Source organism: Pseudomonas violetae, from assembly GCF_023072615.1.
GTDB lineage: Bacteria > Pseudomonadota > Gammaproteobacteria > Pseudomonadales > Pseudomonadaceae > Aquipseudomonas > Aquipseudomonas violetae.
The window spans coordinates 12754-30687 of record NZ_JAKNRW010000031.1 but is presented as its reverse complement, the minus strand read 5'-3'; the positions used below and the strand labels follow the sequence as shown (position 1 = coordinate 30687).

16 protein-coding genes are annotated in these 17934 nt (G+C 59.1%); 12 read left to right on the top strand and 4 right to left on the bottom strand.

What is annotated here, in order from left to right; translation table 11 throughout:
• Positions 1-131: 131 nt before the first annotated feature.
• From pgi to L9059_RS24480, 6 genes are all read left to right on the top strand, one after another.
• Positions 132-1796: a glucose-6-phosphate isomerase gene (pgi, locus tag L9059_RS24505; RefSeq protein ID WP_247293418.1), complete on the top strand. Its 1665-nt coding sequence runs from the start codon at positions 132-134 to the stop codon at positions 1794-1796.
• Positions 1797-1990: 194 nt separating this feature from the next.
• A complete protein-coding gene (gene acs, locus L9059_RS24500) occupies positions 1991-3928 on the top strand; it encodes an acetate--CoA ligase (protein WP_247293417.1) in 1938 nt (645 codons plus the stop codon).
• A 137-nt stretch (positions 3929-4065) separates the two neighbouring features.
• Positions 4066-4938, top strand: coding sequence for an oxygenase MpaB family protein (locus L9059_RS24495; RefSeq protein WP_247293416.1), 873 nt, complete (start codon positions 4066-4068; stop codon positions 4936-4938).
• A gap of 81 nt (positions 4939-5019) precedes the next feature.
• Positions 5020-6036 carry a class I SAM-dependent rRNA methyltransferase gene (locus L9059_RS24490; protein ID WP_247293415.1) on the top strand — a complete coding sequence of 339 codons (1017 nt, stop codon included), beginning with the start codon at positions 5020-5022 and terminating at the stop codon, positions 6034-6036.
• 93 nt (positions 6037-6129) lie between these two features.
• Positions 6130-9081: a DUF748 domain-containing protein gene (locus L9059_RS24485; protein WP_247293414.1), complete on the top strand. Its 2952-nt coding sequence runs from the start codon at positions 6130-6132 to the stop codon at positions 9079-9081.
• Positions 9081-9377, top strand: a complete 297-nt coding sequence (locus L9059_RS24480) for a DUF2845 domain-containing protein (protein ID WP_247293442.1) — start codon at positions 9081-9083, stop codon at positions 9375-9377. The genes L9059_RS24485 and L9059_RS24480 overlap by 1 nt, the downstream gene beginning before the upstream one ends.
• Positions 9378-9573: 196 nt before the next feature.
• On the opposite strand, the gene L9059_RS24475 is transcribed toward L9059_RS24480, so the two are convergent.
• Complete coding sequence (locus L9059_RS24475; protein WP_247293413.1) at positions 9574-9930, bottom strand: BON domain-containing protein; 357 nt, start codon at positions 9928-9930, stop codon at positions 9574-9576.
• A gap of 310 nt (positions 9931-10240) precedes the next feature.
• Positions 10241-10657: a pilin gene (locus L9059_RS24470; RefSeq protein ID WP_247293412.1), complete on the bottom strand. Its 417-nt coding sequence runs from the start codon at positions 10655-10657 to the stop codon at positions 10241-10243.
• A 226-nt stretch (positions 10658-10883) separates the two neighbouring features.
• Here L9059_RS24470 and pilB point away from each other — a divergent pair, with 226 nt between their 5' ends.
• From pilB to yacG, 5 genes are read left to right on the top strand one after another with little or no spacing between them, the layout of a single operon-like run.
• Entirely contained in the window at positions 10884-12581 is a 1698-nt protein-coding gene (pilB, locus tag L9059_RS24465; RefSeq protein WP_247293411.1) for a type IV-A pilus assembly ATPase PilB, read from the top strand.
• A gap of 2 nt (positions 12582-12583) precedes the next feature.
• Entirely contained in the window at positions 12584-13801 is a 1218-nt protein-coding gene (locus L9059_RS24460; protein WP_247293410.1) for a type II secretion system F family protein, read from the top strand.
• A 1-nt stretch (position 13802) separates the two neighbouring features.
• Entirely contained in the window at positions 13803-14675 is an 873-nt protein-coding gene (locus L9059_RS24455) for a prepilin peptidase (RefSeq protein WP_247293409.1), read from the top strand.
• Complete coding sequence (coaE, locus tag L9059_RS24450; RefSeq protein ID WP_247293408.1) at positions 14672-15295, top strand: dephospho-CoA kinase; 624 nt, start codon at positions 14672-14674, stop codon at positions 15293-15295. Before L9059_RS24455 ends, coaE begins: the two co-directional genes overlap by 4 nt.
• Positions 15292-15492, top strand: coding sequence for a DNA gyrase inhibitor YacG (gene yacG / locus L9059_RS24445; RefSeq protein ID WP_247293407.1), 201 nt, complete (start codon positions 15292-15294; stop codon positions 15490-15492). The genes coaE and yacG overlap by 4 nt, the downstream gene beginning before the upstream one ends.
• Before the next feature lie 38 nt (positions 15493-15530).
• Here yacG and L9059_RS24440 read toward each other — a convergent pair whose 3' ends face one another.
• Positions 15531-16220, bottom strand: coding sequence for an energy-coupling factor ABC transporter permease (locus tag L9059_RS24440; protein WP_247293406.1), 690 nt, complete (start codon positions 16218-16220; stop codon positions 15531-15533).
• A 187-nt stretch (positions 16221-16407) separates the two neighbouring features.
• Between L9059_RS24440 and L9059_RS24435 the strand changes: the two genes are divergently transcribed.
• Positions 16408-16644: a DUF2790 domain-containing protein gene (locus L9059_RS24435; RefSeq protein WP_247293405.1), complete on the top strand. Its 237-nt coding sequence runs from the start codon at positions 16408-16410 to the stop codon at positions 16642-16644.
• A 7-nt stretch (positions 16645-16651) separates the two neighbouring features.
• Here L9059_RS24435 and L9059_RS24430 read toward each other — a convergent pair whose 3' ends face one another.
• Positions 16652-17920 carry an OprD family porin gene (locus L9059_RS24430; protein ID WP_247293404.1) on the bottom strand — a complete coding sequence of 423 codons (1269 nt, stop codon included), beginning with the start codon at positions 17918-17920 and terminating at the stop codon, positions 16652-16654.
• Between the last annotated feature and the right edge of the window lie 14 nt (positions 17921-17934).

Sequence of the window (17934 nt, the reverse complement as noted above, 5' to 3'; positions counted from 1 at the left end):
CGCAGCGCGAGGGTTACTGTATTCGCCCTGCGCCATGAAAACGTGACGACGCAGTTGACCGGACGCCCCCCCCAGCGATCCGGTATTTTTAGTGTTCAAAAGCCGTTCAAGTAAAAAGGAAACCCGCAGCGATGGCGTACTACCGCACTCCTCACGACGTGACCGCTCTGCCCGCCTGGCAAGCGTTGAATGATCACCGCCAAGCCATGCAGGATTTCAGCATGCGCGAAGCGTTTAATGCCGATCCGCAGCGCTTCACTCAATTCACCCTCAGCAGCTGCGGCCTGTTTCTCGACTATTCGAAGAATCTGATCAACGCCGAAACCCGCGACCTGCTGGTGGGCCTGGCCAATGAAGTGGACCTCAAGGGTGCGATCAAGTCGCTGTTCGAAGGCGAAATCGTCAACTCGTCCGAAGGGCGCCCTGCGCTGCACACCGCCCTGCGTCGACCGGTTGGCGACAAGTTGTCGGTCAACGGCGTCAACGTGATGCCCGAAGTACACAAGGTGTTGAACCAGATTACCGACCTCGTGGGCCGCATCCACGACGGTCTGTGGCGCGGTTACACCGAGAAGCCCATCACTGACGTGGTGAACATTGGCATCGGTGGCTCGTTCCTTGGTCCCGAACTGGTGTCCGAAGCACTGTTGTCCTACGCCCAGAAAGGCGTGCGTTGCCACTACCTGGCGAACATCGACGGCAGCGAGTTTCACGAGCTGACCATGAAGCTGCGGGCCGAGACTACGCTGTTCATCGTCTCGTCGAAGTCCTTCAATACCCTCGAGACCCTGAAGAACGCCCAGGCCGCGCGCGCCTGGTACCTTGCCCAGGGCGGTTCCGAAGCCGAGCTGTATCGCCACTTCATCGCGGTATCGAGCAACAACGCCGCCGCCGTCGCCTTTGGTATTCGCGAAGAAAACATCTTCCCGATGTGGGACTGGGTTGGCGGGCGTTACTCGCTGTGGTCGGCCATCGGCCTGCCGATTGCCCTCGCCATTGGCATGTCGAACTTCAAAGAACTGCTGTCCGGTGCCTACACCATGGACCAGCATTTCCAGAGCGCGCCTTTCGAACAGAACATGCCGGTGCTGCTGGCATTGCTCGGTGTCTGGTACGGCAACTTCTGGGGTGCGCAGAGCCATGCGATCCTGCCGTACGACCACTATCTGCGCAATATCACCAAGCATTTGCAACAGCTGGACATGGAATCCAACGGCAAGAGCGTGCGCCAGGATGGCACGCCGGTTTCCACTGACACCGGGCCGGTCATCTGGGGCGGCGTAGGTTGCAACGGCCAGCACGCCTATCACCAGTTGCTGCACCAGGGCACCCAATTGATCCCGGCCGACTTCATTGTGCCGATCGTCAGTTTCAACCCGGTAGCCGACCACCACCAGTGGCTGTACGCCAACTGCCTGTCCCAGAGCCAGGCACTGATGCTTGGCAAAACCCTCGCCGAAGCCGAAGCCGAACTGCGTGACAAAGGCGTCAGCGAAGAAGACGTGCACAAGATCGCGCCGCACAAGGTGATCCCGGGCAATCGTCCAAGCAACACCCTCGTGGTTGAACGCATCAGCCCGCGTCGTCTCGGCGCGCTGGTGGCGATGTACGAACATAAAGTCTTTGTGCAGAGCGTTATCTGGGGCATCAATGCCTTTGACCAGTGGGGTGTGGAACTGGGTAAGGAATTGGGCAAAGGCGTTTACAACCGGCTGGTTGGCAGCGAAGAAACGCCGGCTGACGATGCTTCTACCCAGGGTTTGATCAACTACTTCCGCGGTCGTCACCGCGGTTGATCTGAGCCGATCCTGCTATCCCCTGTGGGAGCGGGCTTGCTCGCGAAAGCGGAGTGTCATGCAACGATGTTGTTGCTGATGCGCCGCTTTCGCGAGCAAGCCCGCTCCCACGTTGGCTTGTGTATGACTTGAACCCGCTGGTCACTCGGCGCATCTTTATGGCTTGTTTTCCAAAACAAGAATAAGGAACCGTCATGTTCGATATCAGCACGTTCCCCAAAGCCGATGCCGTCCGCCGGGCTGCAAATCTCAGTCAAGACGACTACCAGCGCCTGTACCGCCAATCCATCGAACATCCCAGCACCTTCTGGGCTGAACAAGCCACTCGCTTCCTCGACTGGAGCGCGCCATGGGAGACCGTGCAGCGCTACAACCTGAAAACCGGCGAAGCCAGTTGGTTTGCGGGGGGCCAGTTGAACGTCAGTTACAACTGCATCGATCGCCATCTGGCGCAACGCGGCGATCAGGTAGCCATCATCTGGGAAGGCGACGATCCGGTCGACTCGACCCAAATCACCTACAGGAAGCTACACCACCACGTCTGCCGCCTGGCCAACGTGCTCAAGAGCCGTGGCGTGAAGAAAGGCGATCGGGTGTGCATCTACATGCCGATGATTCCGGAAGCCGCCTACGCCATGCTCGCCTGCACACGGATCGGCGCGGTGCATTCGGTAGTGTTTGGCGGATTCTCCCCAGACTCGGTGCGCGACCGCATCCTCGACGCCGATTGCCGCACCGTGATCACCGCTGATGAAGGCGTGCGTGGCGGCAAAGTCGTGCCGCTGAAAGCGAAAGTCGACAAGGCCCTGCTAAGTTGCCCTGACGTCAGCACGGTCATCGTGGTCGAGCGCACCCAGGGCGATGTCGAATGGGTTGAAGGGCGTGACCTGTGGTATCACCAGGCCGTGCGCGAGGTCAGCGACGACTGCCCGCCCGAACCGATGGACGCCGAAGACCCGCTGTTCATCCTCTACACCTCCGGCAGCACCGGCAAACCCAAAGGCGTCCTGCACACCACCGGGGGGTATCTGCTGCAAGCCGCAATGACGTTCAAATACGTGCTCGATTATCGCGACGATGAAGTTTTCTGGTGCACCGCCGATGTCGGCTGGGTCACTGGCCACAGCTACATCGTCTACGGGCCGCTGGCCAATGGTTCGACCACGCTGATCTTCGAAGGCGTGCCGAGTTATCCCAGCAGTTCGCGCTTCTGGCAGGTGATCGATAAACACCAGGTCAACATCTTCTACACCGCACCTACCGCACTGCGCTCCCTGATGCGTGAAGGCCCCGAACCTTTGAAGGAAACTTCACGCGCGAGCCTCAGATTGCTCGGCAGCGTCGGTGAGCCGATCAACCCGGAAGCGTGGGACTGGTATTTCAATGCAGTGGGCGAGCAGCGCTGCCCGATCGTTGATACCTGGTGGCAGACCGAGACTGGCGGCATCATGCTCAGCCCCCTGGTCAGCGCCCAGCGGATCAAACCCGGCTGCGCCACGCAACCGATGTTTGGCGTGCAACCGGTATTGCTCGACGAAGTCGGCAAGGAAATTAAAGGCGCCGGCAGCGGAGTGCTGGCAATCAAATCCAGCTGGCCGGCGCAGATCCGCAGCGTCTACGGCGATCCCCAGCGCATGGTCGATACGTACTTCAAGCCCTACCCCGGCTACTATTTCACCGGCGATGGCGCGCGTCGCGACGACGATGGCGATTACTGGATCACCGGGCGCATCGACGACGTGATCAACGTGTCGGGGCATCGAATTGGCACTGCGGAAGTCGAGAGCGCCCTGGTGCTCCACGACAGTATCGCCGAAGCGGCGGTGGTCGGTTATCCACACGACCTCAAGGGTCAGGGAATTTACGCCTTTGTCACGCCGATGAATGGCACCGAAGCCAATGATCAACTGAAGAAGGAGCTGCTGGAGCATGTCAGCAAGGACATCGGCAGTTTCGCCAAACCGGACCTTATCCAGTGGGCTCCCGCCTTGCCGAAAACCCGTTCAGGCAAGATCATGCGCCGTATCCTGCGTAAGATCGCCTGCAATGAGCTCGACAGCCTGGGCGACACTTCGACACTGGCCGACCCTAGCGTGGTAGAGGATCTGGTGGATAAACGCCTGAACCAGTAACCACGCGGTCGACTGCTCTTAGTGGGAGCCGGCTCGCTGGCGATTGCGACATTTCCACCACAGGAAACGTGGCAGAGGTATCGCCATCGCCCGCAAGCCGGCGCCTACAGCACCCATTTATTCGCCACAGAGCCCCCATGGAATTTATCCGCAGCCGCATCGAAACGCAGATCATGAGCCTCACGGGCCTGTCCCTCGGCAAGCTCGACCTGGAAAACCCCAAGGGTGATCCCGGCTTGTTCGGCCCCGACTCAGTGAGCTGGCAGGTGCATGGCGACTTCAGCAGCATGTTGATTGGCGGTATCAGCGCACTCATGTTGCAAGCCTTGCATCCCCTGGCGCTGGCCGGAGTGTGGGACCACTCCAACTTTCGCGAAGACATGCTGGGGCGATTGCGCCGCACAGGCCAGTTCATCTCCGGCACTACTTTCGGCTCGCGCAAGGATGCCGACTGGCTGATCGAGAAAGTCCGCACCATCCATTTGCAGGTCACCGGCAAAGCACCCGATGGACGGCCTTACGCCGCCAGCGATCCGTCGTTACTGACGTGGGTTCATGTGGCGGAGGTCAGCAACTTCCTCGCGGCGCATCTGCGTTACCGCAACCCACAGTTGTCCCCGGCCGATCAGGACCGTTACTACGCAGAGATCGCACTGATCGCCGAACGCCTCGGGGCCCGGGATGTACCCCGCTCCAGGCAGGAAATATCCCACTACCTGGAGAGTATTCGCCCACAGCTACTGTGCGATGAGCGCAGTCGCGAAGTATTGCGTCTGCTGCTGAACGCCCCATCTCCGAGCCGTCTGGCCAAGCCCTTCGGCGGCCTGATGATGCAGGCCGGAATTGACCTGCTACCCGATTGGGCCAGTGACATGCTGGGCGTCAGCCAGAGCCCGCTGCAGCGCAAGCTGATCCGCGCCAGCGTCAATCGAAGTGCGCCGATGCTGCGCTGGGCGGTGCGTAATGGTTCGGTGCAGCGGGCCAAGCGGCGGATGGGGCTGCTGACTTGACTCCATCTGACCGGCCTCCCACAGGTTGGCCCTCCAAGCTGTTAAACTCCTGCGCCAAATTCCCTCTGCAAGGCGCCCAGCATGTCTTCCTTGAATCAGGCGCTGCGCGCCGCCTTCGATCATCGCCAGGACCTGCTTGCGGAGCTGCATCAACAAGGCACCGATTGCTACCGCCTGTTCCACGGTAGCCAGGAAGGCGCCGGCGGCCTGACCATCGACCGCTATGGCCCGCAACTGCTGGTCCAAAGCTTCCACCAGTCACTGGAACGGGATGCCCTGCTCAGCCTGCACGCGACCATCAATCAGCTCTTGGGCCTGGAGACTCTGCTGGTCTACAACGACCGCTCCCGAGGCAATTCGCGCATTGATCGCGAAGACACCGTCTACCGTGCCGACGAAGTGGCACTGCAAGACCTGATCGGCCACGAATGGGGCCTCAACTATCGAGTTCGCGGTCGTCATGCCGGACAGGATCCGCTGCTGTTCCTCGACCTGCGTAACACCCGCGGCTGGGTCAAGGCGCACAGCAAGGGCAAAAGCGTACTCAACCTGTTCGCCTACACCTGTGGCGTCGGCCTCAGCGCAGCGGCCGGCGGCGCGCGGGAAGTGAGCAATCTGGACTTCGCCGAGGGTAACCTGGCAGTCGGGCGTGAAAACGGCCTGCTTAATCCGCAACTGCCGACCATGGAATTCATACAGTCCGATTACTTCCCGGCGATCCGCCAACTCGCCGGCCTGCCGATCAGCCAGCGGCGCGGTCAGAAGCTTCCCGCATATCTGCGCCTGGAACAGCGTCAGTACGACCTGGTGCTGCTCGACCCGCCAGCCTGGGCCAAGAGCGCATTCGGCACCGTCGACCTGCTGCGCGACTACCAGAGCCTGCTCAAGCCAGCGCTGTTGAGCACGGCTGATAACGGCGTGCTGATCTGCTGCAATAACCTGGCGAAAGTCAGCATGGATGACTGGCGCGCACAGGTTCTACGCTGCGCGGAAAAGGCCGGGCGACCGGTTCGCGAATGGACCGTAATGACGCCAGGGGCAGACTTTCCGTCGATGGACCAGCAACCGCCGCTGAAGACCCTGATCCTGCAACTCTGAAATCCTTCGATACTTTCAGACAAATCCTGCAAAGCGCGACCACTTCGGAACCAGAATCGCGTGCCATACTCCAAGGCACTCCGATTCAGACAGATGAAGCCGCACATGCCCAAAGGATTGATACGCGCCATAGGCGCCTTGTTGACTGCTCTGGCCCTCTACAGCCTGCTGGGGTTTCTGATTTTACCGGGCATCGCCTTGCGGGTCGCCAATCAACAATTGGCCAACTACGCAACGGTGCCCGCGCGCATCCAGCGTATCGAACTCAATCCGTTCAGCCTGGAAGTGACACTGTGGGGGCTGATCGTTGGGGAGCCGGGTAAAGAACAGGTCGGTTTCGAACGTCTCTACGCCAACCTGCAGATCGACAGCCTGTGGAGCAAGGCGCTGCATCTGTCCGACATCGAGCTGGACAAACCCAAAACCGAAATCCTCTTCGCCAAGGATGGCAAGCTCAACCTCCTGGGCCTGTTCAAGATCCCCGCCAGCGAGCCGGTTCCCGCCGACCCGGATGCCAAGCCTTTTCCGCTGCGGGTCGAGCGCATCAAGCTGGCCGACGGCTATGTGCACTTCCAGGATGCGCGGCCAAGCAAGCCCATCGAGTTTCTCTACGACAAACTCGACTTTGAACTGAAAAACCTCAGCACCTTGCCCGATGACAACGCCGACATGACGCTGGTAGCAGTCGGTCCTGCGGGCGGGCAGATCAACTGGACGGGCAATTTAAGCCTGATCCCGTTTACTTCCGAGGGTAAGCTCAAAGTCACTGACGCCAACATGAAAGTCTGGTGGCCTTATGTGCGCGACTCGGTACCGCTGGACCTGGCAAACGGCACGCTGAACCTGGCCACCGATTACAAACTCAACCTCTCCAAAGAAACCGAATTGCTCTTGAGCAACGTCGCAGTCAGCGTCGCTCCATTCAACATCAAGGCTGCGGATGGTCGGCCACTGGTGAACCTGCAGCGCCTGGAAGTCAGTGACACCTCCCTGGACCTGGCCAAACAGCGGGTAGTAGTCGGCAAGATCCGCAGCCAGAAACTCGAGACCTGGGCGGCCCTCGAAGCCGACGGCCAACTCGACTGGCAAAAGCTCTTCGCCAGCCAACCCTCGAAACCTGCGGCCAAGGCCAACGCCGAACCGGCCAGCACCCCGGCCGCCGCCGACTCGCCAAAAGCCGAGCCTGCACAGCCCGGCAAGCCGTGGCAGGTCCTGCTCAAGGATGTACAGCTGCGTGATTACCAGGTGCACCTGGCCGATCGCCAGGCCCAGCCGAACGTCGCCCTGGACATCGGCCCGCTGAACGTTGACCTGCAGAATTTCGACAGCCTCAATGGCTCGCCTTTTAACCTCAAGCTTGATACTGGCGTCGGCAAGCAAGGCAAGCTCACGGCGGACGGCGTGGTCAATCTGGCCCCTGTCACTGCCAATCTGAAGGTGCAGACCAAGGACATCGACCTGCGGGTTGCCCAGTCTTATATCAACCCGTTCATTCGCCTGGAACTGCGCAGCGGCATGCTCGGCAGTGATCTGGCGGTCGACCTCAAAAGCACCGAGCCGCTCGCGTTCAGCGTCACCGGCCGAGCCCAGGTCGATCAACTGCACACCCTCGACACCCTCAAGACCCGCGACTTCCTCAAGTGGCAACAGGTGGTTGTAGAAGGCCTGAACTACCAGCATGGCGACAGCCTGTCGATCGACAAGGTCAACCTGTTCCAGCCGTATGTGCGTTTCATGATCAACGATGACCGCACTACCAACGTCGATGACCTGCTGATCCCGCAACCAGCCGACACCGGCAGCAAGAGCGCCGCAGTCAAACCGGCCAGCAAGGACAAGCCACTGGGAATTCATGTCGGTGGCATCGCCATCAATGACGGCTCGGCTAACTTTGCCGACTTCAGCCTGACCCCTAATTTCGCCACGGCCATCCAGCAGCTCAACGGTTCAATCGGCACCATCGACAGTCGTCAGGTGAAACCCGCCAGCGTCGACGTCAAGGGCAAGGTCGATCGCTACGCTCCGGTGACCATCAAGGGCGCAGTTAACCCATTCGACCCGATGGCCAGCCTCGACATCGCCACCAGTTTCAAACGCGTGGAACTGACCACGCTGACGCCCTACTCCGGCAAATTCGCCGGGTACCGCATCCGCAAGGGCCGGCTTAACCTCGACCTGCACTATCTGATCACCAAAGGCCAACTCAAGGCCGAAAACAAGGTGGTGGTCGAGCAACTGCAACTGGGCGAAAAAGTCGATAGCCCCGACGCCGTCAGCCTGCCGCTGAAACTGGCGATCGCCTTGCTCAAAGATGTCGACGGCAAGATTTCCATCGAGCTGCCAGTGACCGGCGACCTGAACAATCCGCAATTCAGTGTCATGCCGATCGTCTGGCAAACCCTGCGCAACCTGATCGTGAAAGCGGCCGCCGCGCCATTCAAGCTTATCGGTGGCCTGATCAGCGGCGGCGGCTCCCAGGACTTGGGCACCGTTTCGTTTGCTCCAGGTTCCAGTGACCTGAGCAAGGACGCCGAGGCCGCCTTGGTCAAGCTGTCGCAAGCCCTCAAGGAACGCCCGGCACTGCGCCTGGAGATTGAAGGCACCGCGGCCGCCAGCAGTGATGGCCCACTAATCGCCGAGCAACGGCTGGAGCGGGAATACCAGTACAACTACTACAAAATGCTCCAGCGTCGCGGCGATAAAGTGCCGGCCAAGGCCGGGTTGCTCGACGTGCCGGACAGCGAGAAAGGCCCACTGCTGGAAGGGATCTACCGCACTCGCCTGAAGATCCAGCCTCCTGCCGAATGGAAAGACCTGGGCAAGGAAGAACGCACCGCGAAGATGCGTGACGGTGTAATCAAGTTCTGGAGTTCCAACGACGTGCTGTTGCGTCAACTTGGTCAGGACCGCGCCAGCAGCATCAAGGACTACCTGGTCGACAAAGGCCAACTGGCCGACGACCGTGTGTACTTCATCGACGCCTCGCTCGGTGAAGCGCAGAGCGACGGCCGGGTCATTACGCCACTGCACTTGGATGCCGAATGATGAGTCGACGATACACACTTGGCCTGGCTCTGCTGGCGTTCGCCGGGCAGGCCTGGGCAGCCGATACCCTGCGCTGCGGCAGTCAACTGATCAGCGTTGGCGACAGGTCGGGGGAGGTGTTGCAAAAATGCGGGCAGCCTGTTGCCCGGGATGCGCTGGGCTACAAACGCAGCGCCAACCGACGGGAGGAATATCAGGTAGAGGAATGGACCTATGGGCCGAATGGCGGGATGTATCAGTTCTTGCGATTCGAGGGCAATCGCCTGGTGCAGATCACCAGTAAACGGGGCCAATGATCCCCTGTAAGAGCTGTCGAGTGAAACGAGGCTGCGATCTTTTCCTCCCAACACAATAGAACAGGCCCCGACACGAATGCCGGGGCCTGTAATGGTCACATCCTTATGACCTTTCGCATGAACTCCAAAGCGGCAACAGACGTATAGCTCGGCCCGTCTGTCGCGCCTTCTCCCGGTCCAGGCGAGAAGTCTTGCCTTACTCGGCTTTCAGGCCGTCAGCGGAGACCGCTTTGACGCCTTTGATTTTCTTGGTGATAGCAACGGCCATTTCTTTCTGAGCGTCAGTCACGGCAACGGTAGACGACAGGGATACCACGCCTTTGTTGGTCTCGACTTTGATGTCGGTACCAGGAATGCCTTTTTCGGTAACCAGGTCAGCTTTGACTTTGGTAGTGATCCAGGTATCGGAAGTAACTTCTTTTGCTTCGGTCATTTCACCAGCCGCCAGCACCATGGGTGCTTGGGTAGCCTGGGTAGTTTGTGCAAATGCGGAACCGGCCATGGTCAGGGTCAGCGCGGTAGCAGCAGCGGCAGTGATAGCGAACTTCTTCATACGAGTAACTCCTGTTTTTCTGGAAAGTCTGCTGCGTGTCTTGTCAGCAGGGTTACTGGGTATAGTGCGAACGCTGTGCCAACTTTCGGGCAGGAAAAAAGTCTTTATAAATCAACAAGTTGTTAGTTTGATCAATTTTCGGAATCATGCAATTTGCATGAGTTGGAATTTATCGACATGCAAGTTGCGGGTTTTGGCGTGGGCCTAAGGCCATGAATTGTCGGGACTTTCTTTTTTACGCTTCGTTAAAAAGTGAGAAAAAAAAACCTCGCTGGTTATCCAGCGAGGTACCGATACAACCATATAGGTATTAACCTGCAGTAGCGGCAGCACATCCTGCTGGCCGATAGTCCGCATCAATGCCAGTGCTGCATGTCCACCCTTTACTCACATCACGGCTCAGCTTGATAGTAGAGCCTTCAGCAATTGGCGCCGGAGCTCCAATCAACGCGCAAGTGATTCCGGTGGCGTCGGAAGTGAGGGTGCAGTTTTGTGTCTTACCATTCGTCGCTCCCGGTGCAATGGTACCTACCGCCGGGGCTGCTGTGCCTGACATTACAGCATCTTCATAAGCCACCTTGAGTGCCGAAATTTCAGCCACTGCCGCAGTCACCTTCGCCCGAGCCTGATACTTCGAATAAGCCGGAATGGCAAACGTCGCCAGAATTCCGATGATCGCCACCACGATCAACAGCTCGATCAGGGTAAAGCCTTTTTGGTTATTCATAGACAAGCTCCATGCATGAGTCGGAATCTCATGATCTGAATTAACTCCAGCACAGCCCATGCCAATTACCTCGTCCCCTGCCGGCTTGGGCTCTGGCCTCTGTCGGCCCAGTGTGAGACCCTCGAAAACCGCACTATCTGACATTTTTTGTCACTTCAACAGCCGTGGTTTGGCTCCGCTCCTTGACTAGGCTATAAGTCATGAACTGTCTGCGTCCGGTATCCCAATGAATGACATCGCTCTTAGCGGCTTGGCCAAACAATTGGTCCTGGCCGAGTTGCTGACTGAAAAAAGCGCGCAACAGGCGTATCAGCAAGCCCAAAGAAACCGCACCTCGCTGGTCAATCATCTGGTGCAGAACAAGCTGGTAAAGAGTCGGCAAGTCGCCGAAATCGCTTCCGAGCATTTCGGCATGGCGCTGCTCGACCTCAATGCCCTCGACAAGGAAGCCCTGCCCAAAGGGCTGGTCAGCGAGAAGCTGGTTCGTCAGCACCAGGTCCTGCCTTTGTGGCGACGCGGCAACAAGCTGTTCATCGGCGTATCCGACCCCAGCAACCACCAGGTCATCAATGACATCCAGTTCAGTACCGGGCTGACCACCGAAGCCATCCTGGTCGAGGACGACAAGCTCAGCGATGCCATCGACAAGCTCTTCGACAGCCCCTCCACCGGGCTGGAAGACATGGCCGACGTCGACCTCGACAGCGTGGATATCGAATCCGCCGACGACCGCCAGGAGTCCATGGGCGGACAGGATGCCGATGACGCGCCCGTGGTGCGTTTTGTCCACAAGATGCTGCTCGATGCGATCAAGAGCGGCTCTTCCGACCTGCACTTCGAGCCCTACGAAAAGAGCTACCGCGTGCGCATGCGCACCGACGGCATGCTGCGCGAAGTCGCCAAGCCGCCAATTCAACTGTCGGGGCGTATCGCCGCACGCTTGAAGGTCATGGCCAGTCTCGACATCTCCGAGCGCCGCAAACCCCAGGACGGGCGGATCAAGATGCGCCTGTCCAAGAGCAAGTCCATCGACTTCCGGGTCAACACCCTGCCAACCCTGTGGGGCGAGAAAGTGGTGATCCGCATCCTCGACCCGTCCAGCGCCCAGATGGGTATCGACGCCCTCGGTTACGAGCCGGCACAGAAAGACCTGTACATGGCCGCACTGAAGCAGCCACAGGGCATGATCCTGGTCACCGGCCCCACGGGCTCAGGCAAGACCGTGTCGCTCTACACCGGGCTGAACATCCTCAACACGGTGGACATCAACATCTCCACTGCCGAGGACCCGGTGGAGATCAACATGGAAGGTATCAACCAGGTTAACGTCAACCCCCGGCAGGGCCTGGATTTCGCCCAGGCCTTGCGCTCGTTCCTGCGTCAGGACCCGGACGTGATCATGGTCGGCGAGATTCGCGACCTCGAAACGGCGGAAATTGCGATCAAGGCGGCCCAGACCGGACACCTGGTGCTGTCGACCCTGCACACCAACAGCGCGGCAGAAACCCTTACTCGCCTGCAGAACATGGGCGTCCAGGGTTTCAACATCGCGACCTCGGTCAGCCTGATCATCGCCCAGCGCCTGGCGCGCAAGCTGTGCAGCCATTGCAAGAAACCCATCGATATTCCCCGCGAAGCCTTGATCAAGGAAGGTTTTCCCGAGGACCGCATCGGCTCCTTCACGATCTATGAGCCGGTTGGCTGTGATCACTGCAATGGCGGCTACAAGGGACGGGTGGGGATTTACGAAGTGGTGAAAAACACCCCGGCGCTGCAACACCTGATCATGGCCGAAGGCAACTCGCTGCAAATCGATAGCCAGATGCGCAAGGACGGTTTTGATGACCTGCGTACTTCCGGCCTGCACAAGGCCATGCAGGGTATTACCAGCCTTGAAGAAATCAACCGGGTCACCAAGGACTGAACATGGCGGTCAAAGCAGCGAAAATAAATGTCTACGCCTGGGAAGGCACGGACAGGAAAGGCACCAAGATGACCGGCGAACTGAACGGTCAGAGCCCGGCGCTGGTCAAGGCCCAACTGCGCAAGCAAGGCATCAGTCCGGGCAAGGTCCGCAAGAAGTCCGTTTCGATTCTCAATCTGGGTAAACGCATCTCGGCTCAGGACATCGCCCTGTTCACCCGGCAGATGGCGACGATGATGAAGGCCGGCGTACCGCTGTTGCAATCGTTCGACATCATCGGCGAGGGCTTCGATAACCCGGCCATGCGCAAGCTGGTGGACGAGGTCAAACAGGAGGTCGCGGCGGGTAACAGCTTTGCCGCGTCCCTGCGCAAAAAGCCGCAGTATTTTGACGAGCTCTACTGCAACCTGGTGGACGCGGGCGAGCAGGCGGGCGCCCTGGACACCTTGCTGGAACGGGTGGCGACCTATAAGGAAAAGAGCGAAAGCCTCAAGGCAAAAATCAAGAAGGCCATGACCTATCCACTGGCGGTGGTGTTCGTCGCGATCATTGTCACCGGGATTCTGCTGGTCAAGGTTGTGCCGCAGTTCGAATCGGTGTTCAAGGGTTTTGGCGCCGAGTTGCCGGCCTTTACCGTGATGGTCATCGGCCTCTCCGAGTTCCTCCAGCAATGGTGGTGGATGTTGCTTGGCGCCCTGATCGCGGGATTCTTCGGTGTGCGCCGCGCCTTCAAGACCTCCCAGGCATTTCGTGACCGCACCGACGTCTGGCTGTTGAAGCTGCCCCTGATCGGCACCCTGCTCTATAAGTCTGCCGTGGCCCGCTACGCCCGCACCCTGTCCACCACCTTTGCAGCCGGCGTGCCGCTGGTGGAAGCCCTGGAATCGGTGGCAGGCGCCACCGGCAACATTGTGTTCAAGCGCGCGGTGCTGCGGATCAAGCAGGATGTGTCGACCGGGATGCAGTTGAACTTCGCCATGCGCACTTCCGGCATTTTCCCCAACATGGCCATCCAGATGGCCGCCATTGGCGAAGAGTCGGGCGCCCTGGACGACATGCTCGACAAAGTGGCGAGTTTCTACGAGGCCGAGGTCGACAACATGGTCGATAACCTCACCAGCCTGATGGAGCCGTTCATCATGGTGGTGCTGGGGATTATCGTCGGCGGCCTGGTGGTTGCGATGTACCTGCCTATCTTCCAACTCGGCGCAGCGATCTGACATGCCCTTGAATGAAATCCTGCAGCACTCTCCACTGGGCTTCGTCGCCCTGGCCCTGGTGCTGGGCTTACTGGTCGGCAGCTTCCTGAATGTGCTGATCTGGCGGCTGCCCAAGATGCTCGAGCGTGAATGGCGCCTGCAAGCGCAAGACATACTCGGCCAGCCCACTCCTGCGCCACTGCCCACCTACAACCTGATGCTGCCTCACTCACAGTGTCCGCACTGCGGTCATTCGATCCGCGCGTGGGAAAACATCCCGGTCATCAGTTACGTATTTTTGCGAGGCCGCTGCTCTGGCTGCGCAGCGCCGATCAGCAAGCGCTACCCGTTGACCGAACTGGCCTGTGGCCTGTTATCAGGCTTCATCGCCTGGCACTTTGGCTTCGGTTGGCCGGCCTGCCTGGTGCTGTTCCTGACCTGGGGCCTGCTGGCCATGAGCCTGATCGACGCCGAACATCAATTGCTGCCGGATGTCCTGGTATTGCCGCTGATGTGGCTGGGATTAATCGCCAACAGTTTTGAGCTGTTCGTACCGCTCCACGAAGCGCTGTGGGGGGCGATCGCTGGTTACCTGGCGCTGTGGTCGGTATTCTGGGTATTCAAGCTGGTGACCGGCAAGGACGGCATGGGCCACGGTGATTTCAAGCTGTTGGCGATGCTCGGCGCCTGGGGTGGCTGGCAAATCCTGCCCCTGACGCTCATGCTGTCTTCCCTGGTCGGTGCCATCATCGGCGTGGCCATGCTGCGCTTGCGCAACGCAAAAACCTCGACGCCAATGCCCTTTGGGCCCTATCTGGCAATTGCCGGCTGGATTGCCTTGCTCTGGGGTGGTCAAATAACCGACTTCTATTGGCAGTTTGTCGGTTTGAAATGAATACCCCTGTGGAAAAACCCTGGATTCTTGGCCTGACCGGCGGCATTGGCAGCGGCAAAAGCGCGGCCGCCCAGCACTTCATCGACCTGGGCGTGCACGTGATCGATGCCGATCATGCGGCACGCTGGGTCGTGGAACCTGGCCGCCCGGCATTGGCACAGATTGCCGAACACTTCGGTATCGGCGCGCTGCAAGCCGACGGACAACTGGATCGCGCGGCGTTGCGCAAACTCATCTTCGAAGTTCCCGAGGAGCGCCGCTGGCTCGAGGCGCTGCTGCATCCGCTGATCGCCAGGGAAATCAGTGAGCACCTGGCCAAGGCACAATCGCCCTACGCGATTCTGGTTTCGCCATTGCTGATCGAGTCCGGCCAATACGCCATGACCCAACGGGTGCTGGTGATCGATGCGCCCGAGCAGCTACAGATCGAACGCACTTTGCAACGCGACCAGACCAGCGAACAACAGGTCCAGGCGATCCTCAAGGCACAGTCCAGCCGCCAGGACCGCTTGAGCCATGCCGACGATGTGGTGGTCAACGACCGCGACCTCGCCTGGCTGCACAGCGAGGTCGAACGCCTGCATCACTTTTACCTAACATTGCGTGGAGGCCAGTCATGAGCCAAACCCCAACCGTCACCTGCCCAACCTGCGGCGCCCCCGTCGAGTGGAGCGCGGAAAGCACCTTTCGGCCGTTCTGTTCGGATCGCTGCAAACTGATTGACCTGGGCGCCTGGGCGTCGGAAGAACACAAGATTCCGGTAAGCCCGGATGCCGAAGACGACTTGTTCAGCGAGGACTTTGAACCGCGTCATTGATGGCTGACCTGCGCAAGACGTCGGCACCCCGGCGACAATCAAGACCGGGGGTCGTCGTCTTTCCAGGGCGCGGAGAGGTAACGCGTGCGATTGAAAGTTTCGAGCCACTCGGGGCTGAACACCACCAGTGCGCTGACGATCATGCCGTTGATAAATGCTTCGGGGAAAATGATCAGCCACAGGTAACCGACGAAGTCCTCCAGCCAATATGGCATCACAAAGCGCTCATCGAACCACAGCAACCAGAGCGCCAACAGCAGGCATAACAAAGCCGAAAGCGCTGCGGCGAAAAATCCGGATACGAATATGTAGACGAAGGGATTACGCGGTTGCGTGCGCTCGACCAGGATTGCGCAGCACTCGGTGATCAACACTGGCAACGCAATCAGCAAAGCACCGTTAACCCCCATCGCCACCAAGTCCTGCCGCCCGAGCATGACCAATCCCGCTTGCGCGACAAACCCGCCGACTATTGCCAGTGGCCAGTCGAGCAGCAGGGTCACTGCGGTCATGCCGAGAAAGTGATAGGACACCCCCGTATCAAAATCCCTTCTTACCAGCCAGAGCATGAACAGGGCGAACACGGTGCCAAACAACAGGTGCTGGCGGCGGCGATCGCTGAACAGTTCGACCCATGGCGAGCGCGCAATGGCCCAGATCAGAATCGGAACGTAGATCACCCATCCGATGGTCAGGGATTCAGCTGACAGTAGCTCGGCGCCGATCATGGCTGTGCTTGCTCCATTTCTGTACCGGGAGGATTTTTAGTCTACACCGTGGTTGTTGCTCCGCACCGATCGAAGTAAATACCAGCGATTGTTACGTTTTCTGCAACGCTGAATCGGCCCTGCCCCTCTTTATCCAATGGTGGCAAAGACTAAAATTCATACAACAGAACCAACCCGGAGAATTGAAATGAAAACCCTCACCGCCCTGCTCTTTACCCTGGTCGCCAGCTCCACCATGGCGGCTACCAATGAACCCGCCGCCACTCCCTACGACCCGGCGCATCCGCTGGACATCGCTAAGGTAGTCTCCGTCAGCGACACCCCGACCGGCTGCGACGTCGTACCGGCCACCATGGTCTACATCGATCATCAAGGGCAGACCCAACGCGTCACGTATCAGGTCATGGGCAATTGCGACCTATGATCAACCATCACAGCAAGGTCCACGTGTAGCTGAGGATGAGACGATTCTCATCAATATCACTGCGGTAGTTTGAGCGCGCCATCACATTGCGCACACGAACCCCAAGGCCTTTGACGCTACCACTCTGCACCACATACCCCAGGTCAAGATCACGCTCGCGGTCCCTGCCCTCGAACCCTTTCCCGGTGTCGACGTTATTGCCGGAAATGTAACGCACGGTACTGGTCAAACCCGGCAGGCCCAAAGCGGCGAAGTCGTAGTCATAACGCGCTTGCCACGAGCGTTCGTCGGTAGAGGCGAACTCGTAGGTCGGCACCTCGTTGCCCAGTGGCGATATATTGGCAAATACCCGTGGAAATGCGCTGTCACCGAACATCCCCTGATAACCGACATAGAACGTATGACCGCCTCGCTTGGCCGACAGCAGGGAAAAGAACGCCTGGTTGTCGATGTTACCCAGCAGTTTTCTGCCATCTTCGCGTGAGTCGTAATAGCCAACGTTGGCACCCAGAATCCAGTCGCCCATGGGCTGACTGTGTTTGAGGCCGAGGAAACGCTGGTTGTAGATATCCTCCAACTGCCCGAACCAGGCACTGACCGAACTGCGTTTTTCGTTGAAGGCGTAATCGGCGCCAGCGAAATTGAAGCCGTCACTGCTGACCTGACGCTGCGGCACATGGCCCAGCATGGCCTGCATTTTTTCGTCGCCAGCCTCATTGCGCAGGCTGGTCGTATTCAAGTGACCGCCCTGCAACGTCAGGCCGTTGATCTCATTTGAACTGATGCTGGCACCCTGATAGCTGGGCGGCAGCAGGCGGATATCACTGAACGCCAGCACCGGCAGATTAGGTTGCAACTCGCCCACTTTGAGCTCGGTTTTCGAGTAGCGCACCTTCAAGGCCGCTTCGAGTCGGCTGTATTCGCTCGCCGCGCGCCCATCATCTTTGACCGGCAGCAACCCGGTATTGACCCGGTCGGGACTGCTGTCGAGCTTGAGGCCGAGCAGACCAATCACGTCCACGCCAAACCCCACGGGCCCCTGGGTATAACCCGATTTGACGTTGAGAATGAAGCCCTGCGCCCACTCTTCAGCCTTCGATTGCTGGTTTGCCCCGACAATATCGGAGAAATCCCGGCTGAAGTAGTAATTGCGCGCTTGCAAAGTGGCAGTGGTGTCTTCGATAAAGCCACCCTCGTCCGCCACCACACCGGAGGAGAAACTCGAGACAAGCGCCATGGACAACACCGAACCGGTTGTTGGGAAAATCTGTTTCATTGTCTTTTCTCTTG